This is a genomic window from Enterobacter sp. 186315 (genome assembly GCF_053290175.1).
Genome location: NZ_JBPTTK010000005.1, coordinates 90,656 through 111,225, shown reverse-complemented (window position 1 = coordinate 111,225; position 20,570 = coordinate 90,656). Strand labels below are relative to the sequence as shown.

At 57.0% G+C, this 20,570-nt stretch carries 19 protein-coding genes and 1 tRNA gene; 7 read left to right on the top strand and 13 right to left on the bottom strand.

Annotated elements, in window-relative coordinates; all coding sequences use genetic code 11:
* The first annotated feature begins 9 nt into the window (after window positions 1-9).
* The gene (locus ACSVHP_RS07880; RefSeq protein WP_447551557.1) at window positions 10-1,779 is read left to right on the top strand and encodes an ABC transporter permease; all 1,770 of its coding nucleotides are present in this window, start codon (window positions 10-12) and stop codon (window positions 1,777-1,779) included.
* Window positions 1,772-2,842 (top strand): ABC transporter ATP-binding protein, encoded by a 1,071-nt coding sequence (locus ACSVHP_RS07875; protein WP_417313511.1) that lies wholly within the window; start codon window positions 1,772-1,774, stop codon window positions 2,840-2,842. The genes ACSVHP_RS07880 and ACSVHP_RS07875 overlap by 8 nt, the downstream gene beginning before the upstream one ends.
* Window positions 2,843-2,886: 44 nt before the next feature.
* Here the strand turns inward: ACSVHP_RS07875 and ACSVHP_RS07870 are convergent, their stop codons facing one another.
* Window positions 2,887-4,854 carry an alkyl/aryl-sulfatase gene (locus ACSVHP_RS07870; RefSeq protein ID WP_447551555.1) on the bottom strand — a complete coding sequence of 656 codons (1,968 nt, stop codon included), beginning with the start codon at window positions 4,852-4,854 and terminating at the stop codon, window positions 2,887-2,889.
* A 170-nt stretch (window positions 4,855-5,024) separates the two neighbouring features.
* On the opposite strand from ACSVHP_RS07870, the gene ACSVHP_RS07865 reads away from it, so the two are divergent.
* Entirely contained in the window at window positions 5,025-5,423 is a 399-nt protein-coding gene (locus tag ACSVHP_RS07865; RefSeq protein ID WP_447551553.1) for a hypothetical protein, read from the top strand.
* 58 nt (window positions 5,424-5,481) lie between these two features.
* Here the strand turns inward: ACSVHP_RS07865 and ACSVHP_RS07860 are convergent, their stop codons facing one another.
* The 3 genes from ACSVHP_RS07860 to ACSVHP_RS07850 all read right to left on the bottom strand — a co-directional run bounded on the left by ACSVHP_RS07860 (window position 5,482) and on the right by ACSVHP_RS07850 (window position 8,062).
* On the bottom strand, window positions 5,482-6,096 hold the full coding sequence (locus tag ACSVHP_RS07860) for an outer membrane beta-barrel protein (protein WP_417313399.1): 615 nt from the start codon (window positions 6,094-6,096) through the stop codon (window positions 5,482-5,484).
* A gap of 98 nt (window positions 6,097-6,194) precedes the next feature.
* Complete coding sequence (locus ACSVHP_RS07855) at window positions 6,195-6,824, bottom strand: winged helix-turn-helix transcriptional regulator (protein WP_234670821.1); 630 nt, start codon at window positions 6,822-6,824, stop codon at window positions 6,195-6,197.
* Window positions 6,825-6,886: 62 nt separating this feature from the next.
* Window positions 6,887-8,062, bottom strand: coding sequence for an OmpP1/FadL family transporter (locus ACSVHP_RS07850; RefSeq protein WP_447551550.1), 1,176 nt, complete (start codon window positions 8,060-8,062; stop codon window positions 6,887-6,889).
* A 187-nt stretch (window positions 8,063-8,249) separates the two neighbouring features.
* Between ACSVHP_RS07850 and ACSVHP_RS07845 the strand changes: the two genes are divergently transcribed.
* On the top strand, window positions 8,250-10,124 hold the full coding sequence (locus ACSVHP_RS07845) for a flagellin N-terminal helical domain-containing protein (protein WP_447551549.1): 1,875 nt from the start codon (window positions 8,250-8,252) through the stop codon (window positions 10,122-10,124).
* A 15-nt stretch (window positions 10,125-10,139) separates the two neighbouring features.
* Here ACSVHP_RS07845 and ACSVHP_RS07840 read toward each other — a convergent pair.
* A tRNA-Gly gene (locus ACSVHP_RS07840) sits at window positions 10,140-10,213 on the bottom strand.
* Between the two features lie 79 nt (window positions 10,214-10,292).
* A complete protein-coding gene (gene actS, locus ACSVHP_RS07835) occupies window positions 10,293-11,036 on the bottom strand; it encodes an amidase activator ActS (RefSeq protein ID WP_234670813.1) in 744 nt (247 codons plus the stop codon).
* A gap of 265 nt (window positions 11,037-11,301) precedes the next feature.
* Here actS and idi point away from each other — a divergent pair, with 265 nt between their 5' ends.
* A complete protein-coding gene (gene idi, locus ACSVHP_RS07830) occupies window positions 11,302-11,844 on the top strand; it encodes an isopentenyl-diphosphate Delta-isomerase (RefSeq protein WP_234670811.1) in 543 nt (180 codons plus the stop codon).
* A gap of 38 nt (window positions 11,845-11,882) precedes the next feature.
* On the opposite strand, the gene lysS is transcribed toward idi, so the two are convergent.
* From lysS to xerD, 5 genes are all read right to left on the bottom strand, one after another.
* Window positions 11,883-13,400, bottom strand: coding sequence for a lysine--tRNA ligase (gene lysS / locus ACSVHP_RS07825; RefSeq protein ID WP_417313403.1), 1,518 nt, complete (start codon window positions 13,398-13,400; stop codon window positions 11,883-11,885).
* 9 nt (window positions 13,401-13,409) lie between these two features.
* Window positions 13,410-14,508, bottom strand: a protein-coding gene (prfB, locus tag ACSVHP_RS07820) for a peptide chain release factor 2 (RefSeq protein WP_234670807.1) whose coding sequence is annotated in 2 segments (ribosomal slippage) — window positions 13,410-14,432 and window positions 14,434-14,508 — 1,098 coding nt in all. Because the reading frame shifts where the segments join, the coding sequence is not laid out codon by codon here.
* 90 nt (window positions 14,509-14,598) lie between these two features.
* Window positions 14,599-16,332, bottom strand: coding sequence for a single-stranded-DNA-specific exonuclease RecJ (gene recJ / locus ACSVHP_RS07815; RefSeq protein WP_417313404.1), 1,734 nt, complete (start codon window positions 16,330-16,332; stop codon window positions 14,599-14,601).
* 5 nt (window positions 16,333-16,337) lie between these two features.
* Window positions 16,338-17,051 (bottom strand): bifunctional protein-disulfide isomerase/oxidoreductase DsbC, encoded by a 714-nt coding sequence (gene dsbC / locus ACSVHP_RS07810; protein WP_447551547.1) that lies wholly within the window; start codon window positions 17,049-17,051, stop codon window positions 16,338-16,340.
* Window positions 17,052-17,079: 28 nt separating this feature from the next.
* On the bottom strand, window positions 17,080-17,976 hold the full coding sequence (gene xerD, locus ACSVHP_RS07805) for a site-specific tyrosine recombinase XerD (protein ID WP_234670801.1): 897 nt from the start codon (window positions 17,974-17,976) through the stop codon (window positions 17,080-17,082).
* 101 nt (window positions 17,977-18,077) lie between these two features.
* Between xerD and fldB the strand changes: the two genes are divergently transcribed.
* On the top strand, window positions 18,078-18,599 hold the full coding sequence (gene fldB, locus ACSVHP_RS07800; RefSeq protein WP_447551545.1) for a flavodoxin FldB: 522 nt from the start codon (window positions 18,078-18,080) through the stop codon (window positions 18,597-18,599).
* A 6-nt stretch (window positions 18,600-18,605) separates the two neighbouring features.
* Here fldB and ACSVHP_RS07795 read toward each other — a convergent pair whose 3' ends face one another.
* Both ACSVHP_RS07795 and sdhE read right to left on the bottom strand, forming a co-directional pair.
* Entirely contained in the window at window positions 18,606-19,016 is a 411-nt protein-coding gene (locus ACSVHP_RS07795; protein ID WP_234670796.1) for a protein YgfX, read from the bottom strand.
* Window positions 18,997-19,263 (bottom strand): FAD assembly factor SdhE, encoded by a 267-nt coding sequence (gene sdhE / locus ACSVHP_RS07790; protein ID WP_010435322.1) that lies wholly within the window; start codon window positions 19,261-19,263, stop codon window positions 18,997-18,999. The genes ACSVHP_RS07795 and sdhE overlap by 20 nt, the downstream gene beginning before the upstream one ends.
* A gap of 292 nt (window positions 19,264-19,555) precedes the next feature.
* Here sdhE and ygfZ point away from each other — a divergent pair, with 292 nt between their 5' ends.
* A complete protein-coding gene (ygfZ, locus tag ACSVHP_RS07785) occupies window positions 19,556-20,536 on the top strand; it encodes a tRNA-modifying protein YgfZ (protein WP_447551543.1) in 981 nt (326 codons plus the stop codon).
* Window positions 20,537-20,570: the final 34 nt, after the last annotated feature.

Sequence of the window (20,570 nt, the reverse complement as noted above, 5' to 3'; positions counted from 1 at the left end):
GGATATTCTATGAATGCAATACACAGAAAATGGCAAAGCCTGCCTCGCGCAGTGGTGGTGCTGATAACCGCTCTGGTTATCTACGTTCCCCTGTCGTTCATCGTGATCCAGAGCTTCTTGTCTGCTCCCTTTTTCGCCCCGTCTAAAGAGTGGAGCCTTGAATCATTTGGGTTCATTTTCACCGACCCTGATTTCTATAAAGCGCTCAAAAGCGGCTTTATCCTCGCCTTTGGCCTGGTGGCGATCGCCATTCCGCTGGGCGGCATTCTGGCGTTTCTGATGGTCCGTACCGACCTGCCCGGTCGCCGTCTTATTGAGCCGCTGATCCTGGTGCCCATCTTCGTGTCGCCGATGGTGCTCGGTTTTGGCTATGTGGTAGCCGCCGGGCCGGTGGGCTTTTTATCCCTGTGGGCGCAGTCGCTGATTGGCTTCGTGCCGTGGAATATCTACGACATGACCAGCATCGTGGTGATTGCCGGGTTGACCCACGTTCCGCACGCCTACCTTTATATCTCGTCGGCCCTGCGCAGCGTCGGCTCTGACGTTGAAGAGGCCGCGCGCACGGCGGGCGCCTCGCCGTTACAGGTGATGACCTCCGTCAGCCTGCCGATGGTTCGCCCGTCAATTCTGTATGCCCTGGTGCTGCTGTTCTTCCTCGGGCTGGAGGTGTTTGGCCTGATGCTGGTGCTCGGCGATCCCGAGGGCAACATGGTGCTGGCGACCTATCTGTACAAGCTCACCAACAAGCTCGGTACGCCGTCTTATCACCTGATGGCCGCCGTGGCGGTGGTGCTGATCTGTATCACCATCCCGCTGGTGATGCTCCAGCGCCGCCTGATGCGCACCGCCAACCGCTTTGTCACCGTAAAGGGCAAAGCTTCGCAGGCGCGCGCCCTGCCGCTCGGCAAATGGCGCTGGGTAGCCGGGGCGGTGGTCGCGTTCTGGCTGACAATCACCATTGGCGTTCCGCTGCTTGGCGTGGTGCTGCGCGCGTTTATCTCTAACTGGGGCGTCGGGGTGTCGGTATGGGACGAGCTCTCGCTTGATACCTTCCGCACCATCTGGGCGCAGCCCAACCTGCTGCGCGCCATCGTCAACTCGATGGCCATCGGGGTGTTTGGCGGCGCGCTGGCGGTGGTCTGCTACCTGTTCGTCGGCATTGCCATGCACCGCAAGCCGGACAACACCACCCGCTTCCTCGACTACAGCGTGCTGGTGCCGCGCGCCGTACCGGGGCTGCTCGCCGGGCTGGCGTTCCTGTGGGTCTTCCTGTTCCTGCCGATGTGGCTGGATAACGCCCTGAAATCGGGCTGGCTGTCCGGCTTCGCATGGTCTGACTGGATGCGCGAAAACCTGATTGTCTGGCTGCGCTCGTTACGCAGCACCATCTTCAGCGTCTGGCTGGCCTATACCGTGGTGTGGATGGCCTACGGCCTGCGCCTGATCTCCTCAACGCTGTTGCAGGTTGGGCCGGAGCTGGAAGAGGCCGCGCGCAGCACCGGCGCAACGCGCGGGCAGATCACCCGCCACGTCACCATTCCGCTGTCGCGTTATGGCCTGATCGGCTCGTGGCTGCTGATGTTCCTGATATTTGAACGTGAATATTCAACCGGCGTGTACCTGCTCTCTCCGGGTACGGAAACCATCGGCTCAATGCTGGTGTCGCTGTGGGCGGCAGGCGCCATTGATATCGTGGCTGCGCTCTCGTTTATTAACATCCTGCTGGTGGTGGTAGGTCTGGGAATTGCCCTTCGCTTTGGAGTCAAATTACATGATTGAATTAGCGGTCGAAAATCTGCACTTAACCTATGGCGACAACCCGGTGCTGAAAGGGGTGTCGATGAACCTGAAGCGCGGCGAAGTGGTCTCTTTACTGGGGCCATCGGGCAGCGGGAAAACCACGCTTTTGCGCGCGGTGGCGGGGCTGGAAAAACCGACGCAGGGTTCGATAGTCATCGGCAACAACCGCGTCTACGACGGCACGCCGCGCAGCGAGATCCCGGCGGAGGAGCGCAACCTGGGGCTGGTGTTCCAGTCCTACGCCCTGTGGCCGCACAAGACGGTGTTTGAAAACGTCGCCTACCCGCTCAAGCTGCGCAAAGTCCCGGCGAAAGAGATAACCGAGCGCGTGCAGGCGGTGCTCGACCAGCTGGGGCTGGGGCATCTGGGAAAACGCCATCCGTATCAGCTTTCCGGCGGACAGCAGCAGCGCGTGGCGATTGGTCGGGCGCTGGTCTACAACCCGCCGGTGATTTTGCTGGATGAACCGCTCTCCAACCTCGACGCCAAGCTGCGCGAAGAGGCACGCGTGTTCCTGCGCGAGCTGATTATCAAGCTCGGCCTGTCCGCGCTGATGGTTACCCACGATCAGAACGAGGCGATGTCCATCTCTGACCGTATTCTGCTGCTGAACAACGGCAAAATCGAACAGCAGGGCACGCCGCAGGAGATGTACGGCTCACCGAAAACGCTGTTTACCGCCGAGTTTATGGGCAGCAACAACCGCCTCCACGGCAAGGTCACGGAGATGCGCGACGGCAAAGCGCGTATCGAAGGGAAAGACTGGGTGCTCTGGGGACAGGCCGCTGAAGGGGTGCAAAACGGGCAGGAGGCCACGGTGGTGATCCGCGTTGAGCGCGTGCGCGTGGTGGACGGCCCCGGCGAGAACCAGCTTGAACTGCCGCTGCTGACCAGCATGTATCTCGGCGACCGCTGGGAATATCTGTTCCGCACGGCGGGGGATGATTTTGTCATCCGCGCCTACGGCCATGAGGTGCGCGACCCGCAGCACTGCCATCTGGCGCTGCCGGAAAAAGACGTCTGGATCTTCCCGAAAAACTAATAAAAAAGGCTGCAGATGCAGCCTTTTTTATGCCGGAAGCGGACTTATGGCGTCACGATATTGAACCAGAAATCAAAGGTATCCATATAGCTCAGCATCTCGTTGAGCTTCGCTTCGTTACCCGTAATCGTGGCCCCTCCGTTTTCCTGCGCCTGTTTAAGCGTGGTCTGCTTGAGGATGATGTTGTTCAGCGTGTCGCGGCTCAGCTTAATGGTCGCATCCGCCTCTTTTGCCTCCGCGTTGGCCGTGTGGTTCAGCACGCCATTTTCCAGCTCCAGCTTGTAGTGCCCTTCGCTGCCTAAATCGACGTTTAAGACCGCTTTGGCATTGGCGGCTCTGACGCCGTTGATATGTACGCCCAGGAAATCAAAGAACATTTCAGGCGACATCGCGCGCACCGTATCCGGGCTGGCGGTGTTTGGCGTCGGCAGCTTCTGCACGCCGTTTCGCAGCTCCTGCGCGCCGGTCAGGTAGAAGTTACGCCACGGGCCGGACTCCGCCTGATAGCCCAGCTGCTCCAGGGCATCGGCTTCAAGATTGCGCGCCGCTTTGTTGGAAGGATCGGCAAAGACCACGTTACTGACCACCTGTGCCACCCAGCGGTAGTTACCCTGCGCGTAATCCGCTTTCGCCTTCTCCAGAATGGCGCTGGCGCCGCCCATGTAGTGAACGTATTTCTTCGCCGCGTCCACCGGAGGCAGCTCGTCGAGCGTCGCCGGGTTGCCGTTGAACCAGCCGAGGTAGAACACATAGGTTGCCTTAACATCGTGGCTCACCGAGCCGTAATAGCCCCGGCTCGACCAGGACTTCGCCAACCCGTCCGGCAGCGCGAAGTTGGCGGCAATCTCGTCGCGGGTCAGCCCTTTGTTCGCCAGGCGCAGGGTCTGGTCATTGATATAGCGGTACATATCGCGCTGATTTTTCATCAGCTTCACCACGTTAGCGTTGCCCCACGTCGGCCAGTGGTGCTGGGCCATAATAATCTCGGCCTTATCGCCCCAGCGCTCAATCGCGCCGTTAATGTACTTAGACCAGGCCAGCGGATCGCGGATCTTCGCCCCGCGCAGGGAGTAGGTGTTGTGCAGCGTGTGGGTGACATCTTCCGCCGCCTCGATCATCTTCTTCTCTTCAACGTACCAGAGCATTTCGGACGGGGCTTCCGAGCCGGGTGCAAGCATGAAATCGTAGGTCAGGCCGTCAATCGTCTCTTTCTGTCCGTCCTCGGTGATGTAGTTGGTCGGCTCGATAAGCGTCACCGTCCCGGCCGAGGTGGTGGTTCCCAGCCCCGCGCCGACCTGACCCTTAGTATCCGGCTTTAACAGATTGCCGTACATGTAGCTGGCGCGGCGGCTCATGGCATTCCCCGCCATGATGTTTTCCGACACCGCTTCTTTCATAAATCCGGCGGGCGCATAGACTTTTACCTTGCCGGACTTCACGTCCGCTTCATCTACCACGCCGCGCACGCCGCCGTAGTGGTCAACGTGGCTGTGGGTATAAATCACCGCCACCACCGGGCGCTTGCCGCGGTTCTTATAGTAGAGATCCATCCCCACCTTCGCGGTTTCGGCAGAGACCAGCGGGTCGATCACCGTGATCCCCTCTTTACCCTCCATAATGGTCATGTTGGAGAGGTCGAGGTTACGGATCTGGTACACCCCGTCGGTCACTTCAAACAGGCCGCTGATGTTGATCAGCTGCGCCTGACGCCACAGGCTTGGGTTAACGGTCGCAGGGGCTTTCTGCCCCTCTTTGATGAAATCGTACTGCTGCGGATCCCAGATAACGTTGCCCTTCTCACCCTTGATGACGTCCTGCGGCAGAGCGGCGACAAAACCTTTATGGGCATTGCTAAAATCTGTTTTATCGAAGAAAGGCAGCTTACCGTAGAGTGCTTCATTGGCGGCTTTCGTTGAGGCGGTCGCCTCTTTTGCCACGTCCTGCGCCATCGCGGGCGAGGTGGATAACAGACCGGCCACGGTCATTGCGCTCACAATTAATTTCAGCTTCATAAAATCCTCTGCGGTAATAATCCCGCCGTGTGACGTATCAATACAGAAAGGTTATCACCCGCGTTTTCTCTCGCCCATTTTGATTACATTTAAAAATAAACAACTTTAATCTGAAGTCGCACTGGCGGTTACGGATAATGTTTATTCATTTTTTCTTACAGAGTAATTTTATGAACAGAATGCCTTTAAGCATCATGATATTCAGCTTATTAACATTAACCGCCTGTAGCACATCGCAACCCGATAAAGTCGAGCAGATAAACCACCTGAAAATCCCGTTGGTTTTACCGGGCGAAAAACCAACCCCGGTACAAACCTCGCACATAGCCGCACTTTATCAAACGAATAAACAGCAGATTGATAAGTTAACAACCATGGTTAAATCGGACTATTTGCAGGACGCTAACGCGAAGGAGATATTTATTCCAGACAGCCCCGTGCAGCGCGTCTATGCGTCGCTGAGCAAGCTTGAACAGCTGGATATGGTGAACCAGCAATATCTGAAGGATAAAAACAAAGCAGGACTGCAAAATATTAATATCGTATTGCAGCCGTTAATTGCGGGCTAACGTCAAAAAGCCTGACCACTCGCGCGGTCAGGCTTTTTAACAGCGGCACCATCAACGATTAATCGTGCTGGCCGAAGCGGTAGGTCAGGCCTGCGGTAACAGAACTTACGTCGCTGCTGACGCCAATCTGGTTGGCGTTACCCACGTTGCTCACCCACTGATACTCAAGACGACCCGCCCAGTTTTTGTTGAACGCATACTCCGTACCCACTGCCGCAAGCGGGCGCACGCCGGTCTCAAAACGATTGTGACCACTTACATCAGACTCTGCGCGATAGGCCATCGCCCCCGCACGACCGTAGAGATCCCAGCTGTCCGTCACCGCGTAGCTCGCCTTTAAGGACATTTGCAGACCCTGGCTCTTCATCTGCGCGCCCGCGCTGTGTTTGCCCTTGATCTGCATATTACCTAAATAATCATACCCGCCTTCAACGGCAAGCCACGGTGTTAACTGGTAGCCGGTATAAATACCGCCGCCGACGTTATCGTGATCGACATTATAGTCATTCGAACCGCCGTTGCGATCCTGTGCTTTTGATCCGGTGTTAGCATCAAAATAGTGAGACCAGCCGAATTTCGCGCCGCCGTACCAGGTGCCCGCGTCAGCGGCAGCAAAAGCCGTGGTCGCCGTGAAGGCATTAACAATAATTAATGCGACAAGTGTCTTTTTCATAGAAATACCGTTTGCTTAAATAATGAAATCACGCTGCAAACGATATCGACAAATGGTGCTAATGTTAACGCCAATCCTGTTTAATTTTAAATTTGCAATCAGAATGATTCAGGCAGATGCTTTATTTCAAGCAAATAGCCACCGCGTTTGAAGTCAATATACTCGCCCTGCTTAAGGGCAGAGAGAACGTTCAGAATACTGCTGCGGGATAATAGCGTCCGGTCCTGAATATACTCCAGAATAGTGGTACGCATTCGCGCCTCTTCCGGCAATAACATCATCTCCTGAAGATGGTTACGAATAACGGAGTAGGTTCGCTGCTGCACAACCTGGGCATCGCGATAGATCAGGTAGGCGGTATGATAGGACAACAGGGCCGCCACTTCCTCCCAGACGCCCTCCTCGGTAAACAGCGTTGCGGCACGATCCGCATCCACGCGCAGGATGGTCGATTCCGTTTCCGCCCGAAGAATATGGCCCTGCGTCGGCTGGATCATCTCCGCAATACCGAACAGATGAGGCTCATAGACCGTGACCAGCAGCAGCCCGTCCGACGCGCGCAGCAGGGAAAGCTCGCCCTGCACAAACATATACATCTGCTGGCGTCCCTTATGGGCCCAGGTGATACGCTTGCGCGGGATAAGCTTCACCTTTTCGGCAATGGGTTCGAGGATTGCAGTTAACCTTGCGATGGCCTGCTCCGGGCGGACGGGGGGCAAAATATGCATAGCGTTACCTGAATGGATAAGACACCTTCCAGTATAGATCGGATAAATAAGGCATTTGTGGGTTAAAACTGATAGCTGTAGTTCACGCTGGCAAACCACAGATGAGGCGAGTCATAGTGCCCGGCAAAGACCGCGGGCGCGTTGACGTAGGATGACTGCATGTGCAGGTACTCCACCGCCACCCCGATATTGCTCGCGGGTGTGATTTGGTACTGCGCGCCCGTCCCGAAGCGCCATTCATCCCCGGTGGGCAAGGTCATGGCCACGTCGTGCTGGTCGCGATACGGCGTGCTGTCAAACGCCACTCCGGCGTTCAGGCGCCACTTCTGCGTCGGGCGATACTGCACGCCAACAGCGCCGTGCCAGGTGTCCTTCATCCGGCTGGCGTTATCAAGCCGATGGCCTTCAACCTCAATCTGCGGCGCACCGAACTGGCTCCAGTCCTGCCAGCCCAGATCGCCCATCACCGACCACCGCGCGTTCACGTCGTGTACCACACTCAGCATAATTTGCTGAGGCGCCCGCACCTGGGCAGATATCGGCAGGCGATAGCTGCCGTGGGGCAGACGCGCTTTGCCGTCGATATCGAAATCGTAATCTGTCTGGCTGTTCCAGGTGATGCCCGCGCGGGTGCGATCGGTGAGCTGCATCAGCAGGCCCAGACGATAGCTCATGGCCCAGTCGCTGTCGCGCTGGGTGTGGTCTTCATCATTCGCATTACGGGTAAGCGAGAAAAATCCGTAGTTCAGATTCATCGACGCGCCGATGGAGAGCCGATCGTTGAGCCTGTAGGCCAGCGAGGGGCTGAGCGTCATCGCCGCCATGGTGCTCTTTTTAATCACCCCGTCACCCGCCCAGCTGCCGTAATCGATCCCCAGGCCGTAATTGCCGTACAGGCCAATTCCGGCATAAAGATTGTCGTTTACTTTCTGGCTGTAAAACGCGCTCGCGTTGGGGACGGTTTTCATCACATCCCCGGGACTTCTTTGGGCGTCATTATCTAACTGGTAATCGATAGAACCATCCATCACCTGCAAACCGCCCGTTACCATATGGTCCGGCAGACGCGTCATACCCGCGGGGTTCGTCATTATCGTCGAGGCATCCTGAGCGCGCGCGGCCTGCCCGGCTCCGGCCAGCGCGGTATCTTCAGTGCCTGTTTCATAAAAATAGAGCGCACTGGCGTGGGCATATGAGCTCGCGAGCATTCCAGCGCCTATCAGGATAACTTTTTTCATTTCTCGCCCGATAAACAAAGTTTGGGCGACAGGTATAACAGCGAAGAAATAATCCGTAAAAATAAAGAGGGTTTAATTTTAAATTTTGCAGAAGTCACCTATTAAAAATAAGAGTGAATTTAAGCTAAATATATCCTCCGTTTTGTCGATGATATCTGGAAGCATACTAATAAAAAGCAGGCGAAAGATGGCCAGTATCATCACTAACGTCAATACACTGGTAATTCAAAACACAGCATTAAAGAACAGCTCTGCGCTGCAACAGTCGATTGAACGCCTCTCCTCCGGGATGCGTATCAACAGCGCCAAAGACGATGCGGCCGGACAGGCAATTTCTAACCGCATGAACAGCCAGATAAAAGGCTTCATGCAGGCACAGCGCAACGCCAGCGACGGACGTTCAATGGCGGAAACGGCAGAAGGCGCGCTGAGCGAAATCAACCAGCGACTCCAGCGTATTCGTGAGCTGTCCGTACAGTCGTTGAGTGAGACCTATACCTTAGAAGATGCCGACAGCATTCAGGCTGAGATCAACAATAACCTGAAAGAGATCGCCCGGCTTAATTCCCAGACCACCTTTAATGGTAAAAACGTGCTCGACGGCAGCGCGGGCAACGTGCCGATTCAGGTCGGGGTAAACGACCAGGAAACGATGGGCCTCTACCTCGGTAAACCGGGTTTTAGCGTGGACGAGCTTGGGCTGACCGACCTGGTGATCCGCGGGATCAGCGGGAAAGTGACGCCAACCGACCAGCTCGTGGGCACCGCCAGCAATATCGCGCTGAACAGCCCGGGCACCACGCTGAGCTTTAACACCGCCGGCAACCCGCTGACCTCCGCCAAACTGGTGCGCAGCAGCAGCGGGATTATGTTTATTCAGGGCACCGACGCGCAGGGGAAAAACACCTACCTCACCGCGAGCTACGGGGCGTCTTACACCACGGCCACCAGCACGGCCCTGGTGAACGTTTCCGCGGTCACCGCGTCGCCGCTCTACGCGGATATCTCCACGCTGCCCTCTCGCACGGTGTCAGGACTTTCGTTTGTCGATGACAGCAACGCGCCGATGAGCGCGGACGCGCTGGTGAGCAGCAGCGGGAAATATTATATCCAGCAGGGAACGGACTATTTTGAGGCCGAACTCAGCTGGGGGCCGACCGGCACAATGCAGGCGAAAGTCACCAACCCTTCCGCGCAGACGGGGATTGCCTCACCAGCAAACGTGACCAGCACGCCTGACGTGGATTTAACGAGCATCACCCCGACCTTTCTCGACAGCAGCGGCAATGCGGCTTCTGGCGCAACCCGTCTGGTGAGAAACGGCAGTTCGTATTTCATGGAAGTGGACAATGGCGGCGGGGATTTCCGTTATTACGCGGCGTCGGTTTCCGTCAGCAGCGACGGCGGCACGCCTTCCGTCACCGTGCAGGCGAACAGCACCACGAGCAATGGATTTACCGACGTCACCACCGTCAGCGGCACGTCATACGTGACTATCGATCCGGATAAAATGCAGCTGAACTATACGGACAACGCCGGTCAGACCTTCCCGAACGTGCTCGCCCGCGACGCTGACGGTAACTATGTGATGAACCTCGGTGCCGACGGAAAAACCGCCACCCTGGTGAAGCAGACCGACGGCTCGATGCTGATCAAAACGCTGAACGGCAGCGGCGACGTGCAGATTTACTATCCCAACAGCTATACGGCTTCAACCGATGCCGCCACGGGCTGGACCACCATCAACCTGCGGGAAACCGACGAGGGGATCCGCCTGCGCAACCCGGATAATCCGCTGGCCGCCCTGGACGCCGCGATAGCCCGGGTCGATGCCCGTCGTAGCCAGCTGGGCGCGACGATGAACCGCCTGGAGTCCGCCCAGAACGTGCAGGCTGCAACGTCCACCGCGCTGAGCACCTCGCGGTCGCGTATTGAAGACGCCGACTACGCGGTAGAAGTGTCGAATATGTCTCGCGCACAGATTGTGCAGCAGGCCGGAAATTCGGTGCTGGCGAAATCGAACCATCTGCCGGATTCGGTGCTGTCGTTGTTGCAGGGGTAAATAAGAAGAGAAAACTGGAGCGGGCGAAGGGAATCGAACCCTCGTATAGAGCTTGGGAAGCTCTCGTTCTACCATTGAACTACGCCCGCTTAGGAGTGCGTAAGCATTATAGGCCTTACGCACGTTCGCACAAGCTACTTTGTGATTAACCGGCGATTAAATAACCACTTAGCACTTTGGTTTGCTCCCTTGCGCCGGGAGATAGCGCTGCGGATCGATAGCCGTCGCCTTATAGCGGATCTGGAAATGCAGCTTCACCGAGTCTGTCCCGGTGCTGCCCATCGTCGCAATCTTCTGCCCTGCCTTCACGTTCTGTCCGTTATTCACCATCATCGTGTCGTTATGCGCGTAGGCGGTGATGTAGTCCTCGCCGTGCTTGATCATGATCAGATTGCCATAACCACGCAGCTGGTTGCCGACGTAAACCACCTTTCCGGCGCCGGAGGCGTACACCGGCGTGCCGCGCGCGGCGGCGATATCGATGCCCTTATTGCCACCCTCGGAGGTGGAATACGGCACGACAACTTTACCGCTGGCAGGCCAGATCCAGCAGCGCTGTCCGACCGGCGGCCAGGAGGATTGCGGTACGGCGTAGGACGGCGTGACTTTAGCGGTTTTGCCTTTTGAGGAGGATTTTTTGCCTGAGGACGCGCCGCCGTTAATTTTCAGCTTCTGCCCCACCTCAATGGTATACGGAGGCGAAATGTTATTTAGCCGCGCCAGATCTTTCACGCTGGTGCCCGTCGTGCGGGAAATTCGATACAGCGTATCGCCGCGCTTCACGGTATAAACCGCCCCGGAATAGCTGCCCCCATCAGATGATTTGCTGCCAGAGCAGCCCGCCAGCAATAACGTTAGCGCCAGAAGGATTACGGCAGTGATGGGATTTCTCGTCAGGCTTCCTGCAAACAAAACAGATCCTCGGTCAGCGTGAATGGCGCACTATGATAGCAGCCTCAATCCTGATGCCCAACAGGAGAGGTTTACGGATAACGCCTTAAAGTCAACGGACTGTCAGTCGGGACTGTTGACGTTACGCCCTTTTCCGCTCCTGGAGCCAAACTGTTCGTATAAGAATACTGTATAATAGTACCCGTCTGCTGGCGCTGCATCCGCCCGTTTCATTCACTAAGGCAATGTACTTTGCGCCATCGGCATTCCAGGCACAGGAGCAGAGATGAGCATTCAAGAACACGTCATATTAGTCAGCAACGAGGGAAACGCGATTGGCACGCAGGAGAAATATGCCGCGCACACCACCAACACCCCGCTGCATCTCGCCTTCTCCTCCTGGCTATTCAACGACAACGGCGAATGCCTGGTTACCCGTCGGGCATTAAGCAAAAAAGCCTGGCCCGGCGTCTGGACCAACTCCGTTTGCGGACATCCGCAGTCGGGCGAAGAGATCGAACAGGCCATTATCCGCCGCTGCCGCTTTGAAGTGGGTGCAGAGATTGCCAACATCACGCCTGTCGCGCCTGAGTTTCGCTACCGCAAAACCGATCCCTCGGGGATTGTCGAAAACGAGATTTGCCCGGTTTTTGCCGCCCGCGTCAGCCAGCCGCTCGTCGTGAACAGCGATGAAGTGATGGAGTACCGCTGGATTGAACTGGAGGCGTTATTCCGCGCGCTGGACGCCACTCCGTGGGCCTTTAGCCCGTGGATGGTGATGGAAGCCACCGTCGCCCGCGACGCGCTCAGAGCCTTCGCGGCGCAATAAAAAAGCCCCTTTCGGGGCTTTTTTTACGTCTTATCGACTTACTTCACCGGACGCATCGCCGGGAACAGGATCACGTCGCGGATGGTATGGCTGTTGGTGAACAGCATGACCATACGGTCGATACCAATACCCAGACCCGCCGTTGGCGGCAGGCCGTGCTCCAGCGCGGTCACGTAGTCTTCGTCGAAGAACATCGCTTCGTCGTCGCCTGCGGCCTTCGCATCAACCTGATCCTGGAAGCGCTGCGCCTGGTCTTCTGCATCGTTCAGCTCGCTAAAGCCGTTACCGATTTCACGGCCGCCGATGAAGAATTCAAAGCGATCGGTGATTTCCGGGTTCACGTCATTACGACGCGCCAGCGGAGACACTTCTGCCGGGTATTCGGTGATGAAGGTTGGCTGAATCAGGTGCGCTTCGGCTACTTCTTCGAAGATCTCGGTCACGATACGGCCCAGACCCCAGCTCTTCTCAACTTTAATACCGATGCTTTCAGCAATAGCTTTCGCAGAGTCGAAGTTATCCAGATCCGCCATCTCGGTTTCCGGACGGTATTTCTTGATCGCTTCGCGCATGGTCAGCTTCACGAACGGCTTGCCGAAGTCGAAGACCTCTTCACCGTAAGGCACTTCGGTGGTGCCCAGAATGTCCTGCGCCAGAGTACGGAACAGGGATTCGGTCAGCTCGATCAGATCTTTGTAATCCGCGTAAGCCATATAGAGTTCCATCATGGTGAACTCTGGGTTATGACGAACGGAGATACCTTCGTTACGGAAGTTACGGTTGATTTCGAACACGCGGTCGAAACCACCGACCACCAGACGCTTCAGGTACAGTTCCGGCGCGATACGCAGGTACATGTCCAGGTCCAGGGCGTTGTGATGGGTGATGAACGGACGCGCGGATGCGCCGCCAGGGATCACCTGCATCATCGGGGTTTCTACTTCCATAAAATCGCGGTTCACCATGAACTGACGGATACCCGCCATAATCTGGGAGCGAATTTTGAAGGTCTTGCGGGATTCATCGTTAGAGATGAGATCCAGATAGCGCTGACGATAGCGCGCTTCCTGATCCTGCAAGCCGTGGAATTTGTCCGGCAGAGGGCGCAGCGCTTTGGTCAGCAGACGCAGTTCGGTACAGTGGATAGACAGCTCGCCGGTCTTGGTTTTGAACAGCTTGCCTTTGGCGCCCAGGATATCGCCCAGATCCCACTTCTTGAACTGCTCGTTGTAGATGCCTTCCGGCAGATCGTCACGAGAAACGTACAGCTGAATACGGCCGCCCACGTCCTGCAAGGTCACGAAGGAGGCTTTACCCATGATACGACGGGTCATCATACGGCCAGCAACGGACACTTCGATGTTCAGCGCTTCCAGCTCTTCGTTCTCTTTCGCGTCGAAGTCAGCGTGCAGTTGGTCTGAGGTGTGATCACGACGAAAATCGTTCGGGAACGGCACGCCCTGCTCACGCAGCGCTGCCAGCTTCTCGCGGCGGGTTTTCAGTTCGTTATTAAGATCGACTACCGCGTCAGCGCCCTGTGCTTGTTGTTCAGACATGTTGGTTCCTCATAACCCTGCTTTCAAACTTGCTTCGATAAATTGGTCCAGGCTGCCGTCCAGCACCGCCTGCGTGTTGCGGGTTTCAACCCCGGTACGCAGGTCTTTGATGCGGGAGTCATCAAGGACGTAAGAACGGATCTGGCTGCCCCAACCGATGTCAGATTTGTTGTCTTCCATCGCCTGTTTCTCAGCATTTTTCTTTTGCATTTCCAGCTCATAAAGCTTCGCTTTCATCTGCTTCATGGCCTGGTCTTTGTTCTTATGCTGGGAACGGTCGTTCTGGCATTGCGTAACCAGCCCGGTTGGAATGTGGGTAATACGCACCGCAGATTCCGTACGGTTAACGTGCTGACCACCCGCACCGGATGCGCGGTATACGTCGATACGCAGGTCCGCCGGGTTGATTTCGATATCGATATCATCGTCAACTTCCGGGTAGACAAACGCGGAACTGAAGGAGGTGTGACGACGGCCGCCGGAGTCGAACGGGCTCTTACGCACCAGGCGGTGAACGCCGGTTTCCGTGCGCAGCCAGCCGTAAGCGTAGTCGCCGATGATCTTGATGGTCACGGATTTCAGACCCGCGACTTCACCTTCAGACTCTTCGATGATTTCGGTTTTGAAGCCGCGCGCTTCAGCCCAACGCAGGTACATACGCGTCAGCATACTGGCCCAGTCCTGCGCTTCGGTGCCGCCAGAACCCGCCTGAATATCGAGATAGCAGTCAGCGCTATCGTATTCGCCGGAGAACATGCGACGGAATTCAAGCTGTGCCAGCTTCTCTTCCAGCCCGTCGAGTTCTGCTACGGCTTCGTTAAAGGTTTCTTCGTCTTCGGCTTCAACAGCCAGCTCCAGCAGACCGGAAACATCTTCCAGACCCTGAGCCATTTGATCCAGCGTGTCTACGATGGCTTCGAGAGAGGAACGCTCTTTACCCAGCGCCTGTGCGCGTTCAGGTTCGTTCCAGACGTCCGGCTGTTCCAGCTCGGCGTTTACTTCTTCAAGACGCTCTTTCTTGGCATCGTAGTCAAAGATACCCCCTAAGAACGTCGGAGCGCTCCGTGAGGTCCTGAATACGGTTTTTTACCGGATTAATTTCAAACATGGTCTGTTTTCTTTTATGGACTAGTCAAAATGCGGTGATAAGAGCGGGATTGTACCGAATCCACGCCCTTTTTTATAGAGATTACTGCCGCTAAATTGGCCAGATATTGTCGATGATGATTTGAAGGGAGCGGTTGCCGCGAAACTCGTTAATGTCCAGTTTGTACGCCAGTTCAACCTCGCGCACGCCGTTGTCCGGCCAGACTGCGGTATCAACGTTGAAGGCGATACCGTCAAGAAGCGGGCCGCCGCCGACCGGTTCCACCATCACTTTCAGATGGCGTTCACCCACAATGCGCTGTTGCAGCAGACGGAAACGCCCGTCGAACAGCGGCTCCGGGAACATCTGCCCCCACGGGCCGGCGTCGCGCAGCATCTGCGCCACTTCCATGGTCATCTCTTGCGGTGCGAGCGCGCCGTCGGACACCACTTCGCCCTGCAACAGCGCAGGGTCGATCCAGTCCGTGACCAGCTCGCCAAACAGACGCCGGAACTCGTCGAACTTCGCCTCTTCCAGCGACAGCCCCGCCGCCATCGCGTGGCCGCCGAACTTAATCATCAGGTTTGGATAGAGCGTGTCGAGGCGCTCCAGCGCGTCGCGCATGTGCAGCCCCTGAATCGAGCGGCCAGAGCCTTTCAGCGTGCCGTCGCCCGCAGGCGCAAACGCAATCACCGGACGGTGAAAACGCTCTTTGATGCGCGATGCCAGAATACCGACCACGCCCTGATGCCACTCGGGGTGATACATCGCCAGGCCGCCGGGCAGCGTGTCACCACTGCGCTCCAGCTTATCAAACAGGGTCAGGGCTTCGGCCTGCATCCCCTGTTCAATCTCTTTGCGGGTCTGGTTCAGGGCGTCCAGCTCGTTGGCCAGCACGCGCGCCTCACCGATGTTGTCGCACAGCAGCAGCGCCACGCCGACGGACATATCGTCGAGCCGCCCCGCCGCATTCAGGCGCGGGCCGAGCGCAAAGCCTAAATCGCTGGCGGCGAGCTTAAGCGGGTCGCGGTTGGCGATCTCCAGCAGCGCTTTGATGCCGGGACGGCATTTCCCGGCGCGAATGCGGCTAAGCCCCTGCCAGGTCAAAATGCGGTTGTTGGTATCGAGCGGCACCACGTCCGCCACGGTACCGAGCGCCACCAGATCGAGATACTCTGCCAGGTTCGGGATAGCAATCCCGCGCGCCTCAAACCAGCCTTTCTCCCGCAGCAGCGTGCGCAGCGCCAGCATCAGGTAAAACGCCACGCCCACGCCCGCCAGCGATTTCGACGGGAAGGCGCAGTCGCGCAGGTTCGGGTTAATGATGGCTTCAGCGGCAGGCAGGGTGTCGCCAGGCAGGTGGTGATCGGTCACCAGCACGGGGATCCCCAGCTCGTGCGCGCGATCGACGCCCGCATGGGATGAGATCCCGTTATCCACGGTCATGATCATCTGCGCGCCAAGCGCATGGGCCTGATCGACCACTTCCGGGCTCAGGCCGTAGCCGTCTTCGAAGCGGTTAGGCACCAGATACGCCACGTTATCGCAGCCCAGCGCCCGCAGGCTCAGGACGCTCAGCGCGGTGCTGGTCGCACCGTCGGCATCAAAATCGCCGACCACCACAATGCGCGTGCCTTCACGGAACGCGTTGTAGAGCATCTCGGTTGCTTTTTCGACGCCGCTCAGCTGTTGCCAGGGCAACATGCCTTTTACGCTGCGCTCAAGATCGGCAGGCGTTAACACGCCCCGGCTGGCATAAAGCCGACGCAACAGGGGCGACATATCCGCAGGAAGATCTGCGTTTTCATTGACTTCGCGACGACGGAGTTGGACTGGGGCTTTCACGCGTCTTATTTACCACCCAGCTGTTTCTGATGCGCGTCGAGGAACTCTTTCATCTCTTTCGGCCCCTGATAGCCCGGCACAACGTAGCCGTTGCTAAGCACGATAGCAGGGGTGCCGTTCACGCCAAACTGCACGCCCAGCGCGTAGTGATTGGCGATATCGATGTCGCAAGAGGCCGGCTTAACGCCTTTGCCGTTCATCGCATCATCAAAGGCCTGGTTACGGTCTTTCGCACACCAGATTGCCCTCATGTCTTTTTCAGGCTGGCTGTTCACACCCGCGCGCGGGAAGGCCAGGTAACGCACGGTGATCCCCAGCGCGTTGTAGTCTTTCATCTCTTCGTGCAGCTTGTGGCAGTAGCCGCAGGTGATGTCGGTGAAAACGGTAATAACGTGTTTTTCCTGCGCCGCTTTGTAGACGATCATCTCTTTGTCGAGCGCGTTCAGGTTTTTCATCAGCAGCTGGTTGGTGACGTTCACCGGCTGCGCGCCGCTCACGTCGTACAGTGGCCCCTGGAGGAAGTGTTTGCCATCTTCCGTGACGTAGAGCACACCGCTGTTGGTCATGACGGTTTTCATGCCCGCAACCGGGGAAGGCTGGATCTCGCTGCTGGTGACGCCGAGTTTTGCCAGCGACTGTTTGATCGCGGCATCGTCAGCATGGGCGAAACCGGTAAACGAGGCTGCCAGCAGGGTGAACAGCGCTAAAGACTTTTTCATATAGGATCCTGTTACAATTCGTCGGCACTCACGCGCGTGGGTGGTGCTGTTGGTGTAGCTGCCGCAAGCGTTCCGTCGCGACATGGGTATAAATTTGCGTCGTTGATAGATCGCTGTGTCCAAGCAGCATCTGCACCACGCGTAAATCGGCCCCGTGGTTTAACAGATGCGTCGCGAAGGCGTGACGCAAAACGTGCGGCGAAAGTTTTTCACTGTCGATACCGGCCAGTGTGGCGTAATGCTTAATGCGATGCCAGAACGTTTGTCGCGTCATCTGCTGCGCGCGCTGGCTGGGGAAAAGCACATCGATAGAAACGCCGTTTAACAGCCACGGACGACCGTGCTCCAGATACGTTTCCAGCCAGTAAACCGCCTCTTCACCCAGCGGTACCAGCCGTTCTTTGTTACCTTTACCTATCACACGCACCACGCCCTGACGCAGGCTGATATCACTCATCGTCAGCCCGACTAGCTCAGAAACACGCAGACCGGTAGCATACAATAGTTCAAGCATCGCTTTATCGCGTAACTCCAGCGGCAGGTCAACCGCGGGAGATTGTAATAATCTCTCAACTTGCGCTTCACTCAGATCTTTTGGCAGTCGCTGAGGGAGTTTCGGGGAGGCTAACAGGGCGCTGGGGTCGTCGGCGCGGATCTTTTCCCGATAGAGGTGCTGGAACAATCGCCGCATCGCGCTGAGCAACCGCGCCGAGCTGGTCGCCTTGTACCCGCCCTCTACGCGCTCTGCCAGCAATCCTTGCAGGTCGTCGCTTTGCGCGCTCTCAAGCGTCAGCCCCCGGCGCGCCAGCCACTCCACCAGCATGGTGAGGTCGCGTCGATAGGCGCTTAGCGTATTCTCCGCCAGGTTTTTCTCCAGCCAGAGCGCATCGAGAAACTGTTCAATGAGTGCGAGATCCTTTTCCACATCAGCCCCTTTGGTTCTGCAATCCGGCCATTATGCCTGATTGCCATACCTTTCTGGTACACTAGGCGCAAAGTCAAAGCAAGATTTGAGATATTTACGCGATGAATATTGGTCTTTTCTACGGTTCCAGCACCTGCTACACCGAAATGGCGGCAGAGAAAATTCGTGACATCATTGGCCCGGAACTGGTGACGTTGCACAACCTGAAAGATGACGCGGTCGCGCTCATGGAGCAGTACGACGTGTTGATCCTCGGCATTCCTACCTGGGATTTCGGTGAAATTCAGGAAGACTGGGAAGCCATCTGGGATCGGCTCGATGCCGTTAACCTCGACGGCAAAATCATTGCGATGTACGGAATGGGCGATCAGCTGGGTTACGGTGAATGGTTCCTGGACGCGCTTGGCATGCTGCACGACAAGCTCTTGCCGAAAGGGGCGTCCTTTATTGGATACTGGCCGACCGAAGGCTACGAGTTTACCAGCCCAAAACCGGTCATCGCCGACGGGCAGCTGTTTGTGGGCCTGGCGCTCGACGAAACCAACCAATACGATCTCAGCGACGAACGCCTGCAAACCTGGTGTGAACAGATCCTCGGCGAGATGGCTGAAAAGTTCAGCTAACCGCGCTTACTGCTGCGTCGGCTGTTGCAACATCATCCGACGCAGATCCCGCCACTCCGCAACATCCATGCTGTCTGCCGCCAGCCACAGGTGCTGTCGACGTCCGCCGTCTGCCCGGCGTAAACGGAGCATCATGCCTGAATTGAGCATCCAGGGCGCGCCGATAATCTCCCACTCTTTCCCCTGCCAGCGCAGGCGAGAATCCATCAGCAGTTTGATTTCACCCTGACGAGCGTTAATGCGGCGCTGGCTGCGCACGCTGTCAAACACCACGAATGAGAGCAACAGCAGCCACAGCGGGGTGTAGCTAAGCGGCCAGGGCATCAGCAAAACAAATGCCGCGACCAGCCCGTGGAGCAATAAAGACATCCACTGCGAGCGCCAGGATACGCGAAGATCAGATTGCCACAGGACCACGTTCCCGATTCCGTGTTTGAATTAATTGCACCATCCGCTGCAACTCGGTGTCGGCGGGCTTGCCGTGATTCATCAGCCAGTTGAATAAATCAGGATCGTCAGACTCAAGAAGGCGTACGAACAGGCGCTTATCGTCATCGCTTAAGCTGTCGTACTCATACTCGAAGAAAGGCATGATGGAAATATCAAGTTCACGCATACCGCGACGGCACGCCCAGTGAATACGGGCCTTGTTGTTAATATCCATGTTCTGTTTCCTGCATTACGTTTGGCACAGTGGTGTCCCGTTCGGTGTTCTTTATATCTGTCGGGAACTCTGGCTAGTGTAACGTGTTTTTGGCTGTTTCATTACTGGAATCTTGCAAACCACGAGCATGCTTCCAGAATAATCCTCAATAAGACAGGGGATTACACTATTTTGCGTGGCGCCACGCAGATCATCGTTATGGCACGAATGGCCTGCTGAAAGCGCTTGCAATGACACCAGTCTCTTTTACCATTAGGCATTATCAAAGCGTTGAGCAATTCAGGATACCACTATGGCTTTTACTCCATTTTCTCCTCGCCAGCCCGTCGCCTCCGCGCGACTGCCGCTGACGCTGATTACTCTTGATGACTGGGCGCTGGCGACACTCAAAGGTGCCGACGCCGAAAAATACCTGCAAGGCCAGGTCACCGCTGACGTCAGCCAGATGACCGAGCATCAGCACCTGCTCGCGGCGCACTGCGATCCTAAAGGCAAAATGTGGAGCAACCTGCGTCTGTTCCGCCGCCAGGACGGCTTTGCCTTAATTGAGCGCCGCAGCCTGCGTGACGCGCAGCTCACTGAACTGAAAAAGTATGCGGTGTTTTCTAAAGTCACGATTGCCGCAGACGACGAGCACGTCCTGCTGGGCGTGGCGGGTTTTCAGGCGCGTGCGGCGCTGGCGAATCTCTTCGCCGAGCTGCCGGATGCGGAGAAACAGCTGGTCAGCGAAGGCGAAACGTCCATCCTGTGGTTTGAGCATCCTGCGGAGCGTTTCCTGCTGGTGACCGATGTCGCCACCGCCGAGCGCGTTACCGAAGCGCTGCGCGGTGAAGCCCAGTTAAACAACAGCCAGCAGTGGCTGGCGCTGAACATCGAAGCTGGGCTTCCGGTGATTGACGCCGCGAACAGCGCGCAGTTCATCCCACAGGCCACCAACATCCAGGCGCTGGGCGGGATTAGCTTTAAGAAAGGCTGCTACACCGGGCAGGAGATGGTGGCGCGAGCCAAGTTCCGTGGGGCGAACAAACGCGCGCTGTGGACGCTGGCAGGCCACGCCAGCCGCGTGCCGGAAGCGGGTGAAGATCTCGAAATGAAGATGGGTGAAAACTGGCGCCGGACCGGCACCGTGCTCGCCGCCGTTCAGCTTGATGACGGCCGCCTGCTGGTGCAGGTAGTAATGAATAACGACATGGAAGCCGACAGCGTGTTCCGCGTGCGCGACGATGCCAACACCTTGAGCATTGAGCCGCTGCCGTATTCACTGGAAGAATAGTGCCGTAGATTTGTCCACCGTGCGGGCGGGTGCC

Coding starts and splice junctions, on each gene's coding strand:
- ACSVHP_RS07870 (WP_447551555.1), bottom strand. CDS start 4,854: ATGAAGCTGAAATTAATTGTGAGCGCAATGACCGTGGCCGGTCTGTTA.
- idi (WP_234670811.1), top strand. CDS start 11,302: ATGAGCATTCAAGAACACGTCATATTAGTCAGCAACGAGGGAAACGCG.
- fldB (WP_447551545.1), top strand. CDS start 18,078: ATGAATATTGGTCTTTTCTACGGTTCCAGCACCTGCTACACCGAAATG.
- ACSVHP_RS07860 (WP_417313399.1), bottom strand. CDS start 6,096: ATGAAAAAGACACTTGTCGCATTAATTATTGTTAATGCCTTCACGGCG.
- ACSVHP_RS07875 (WP_417313511.1), top strand. CDS start 1,772: ATGATTGAATTAGCGGTCGAAAATCTGCACTTAACCTATGGCGACAAC.
- lysS (WP_417313403.1), bottom strand. CDS start 13,400: ATGTCTGAACAACAAGCACAGGGCGCTGACGCGGTAGTCGATCTTAAT.
- sdhE (WP_010435322.1), bottom strand. CDS start 19,263: ATGGATATTAACAACAAGGCCCGTATTCACTGGGCGTGCCGTCGCGGT.
- dsbC (WP_447551547.1), bottom strand. CDS start 17,051: ATGAAAAAGTCTTTAGCGCTGTTCACCCTGCTGGCAGCCTCGTTTACC.
- ACSVHP_RS07865 (WP_447551553.1), top strand. CDS start 5,025: ATGAACAGAATGCCTTTAAGCATCATGATATTCAGCTTATTAACATTA.
- ACSVHP_RS07850 (WP_447551550.1), bottom strand. CDS start 8,062: ATGAAAAAAGTTATCCTGATAGGCGCTGGAATGCTCGCGAGCTCATAT.
- ACSVHP_RS07845 (WP_447551549.1), top strand. CDS start 8,250: ATGGCCAGTATCATCACTAACGTCAATACACTGGTAATTCAAAACACA.
- ACSVHP_RS07880 (WP_447551557.1), top strand. CDS start 10: ATGAATGCAATACACAGAAAATGGCAAAGCCTGCCTCGCGCAGTGGTG.
- ACSVHP_RS07855 (WP_234670821.1), bottom strand. CDS start 6,824: ATGCATATTTTGCCCCCCGTCCGCCCGGAGCAGGCCATCGCAAGGTTA.
- ygfZ (WP_447551543.1), top strand. CDS start 19,556: ATGGCTTTTACTCCATTTTCTCCTCGCCAGCCCGTCGCCTCCGCGCGA.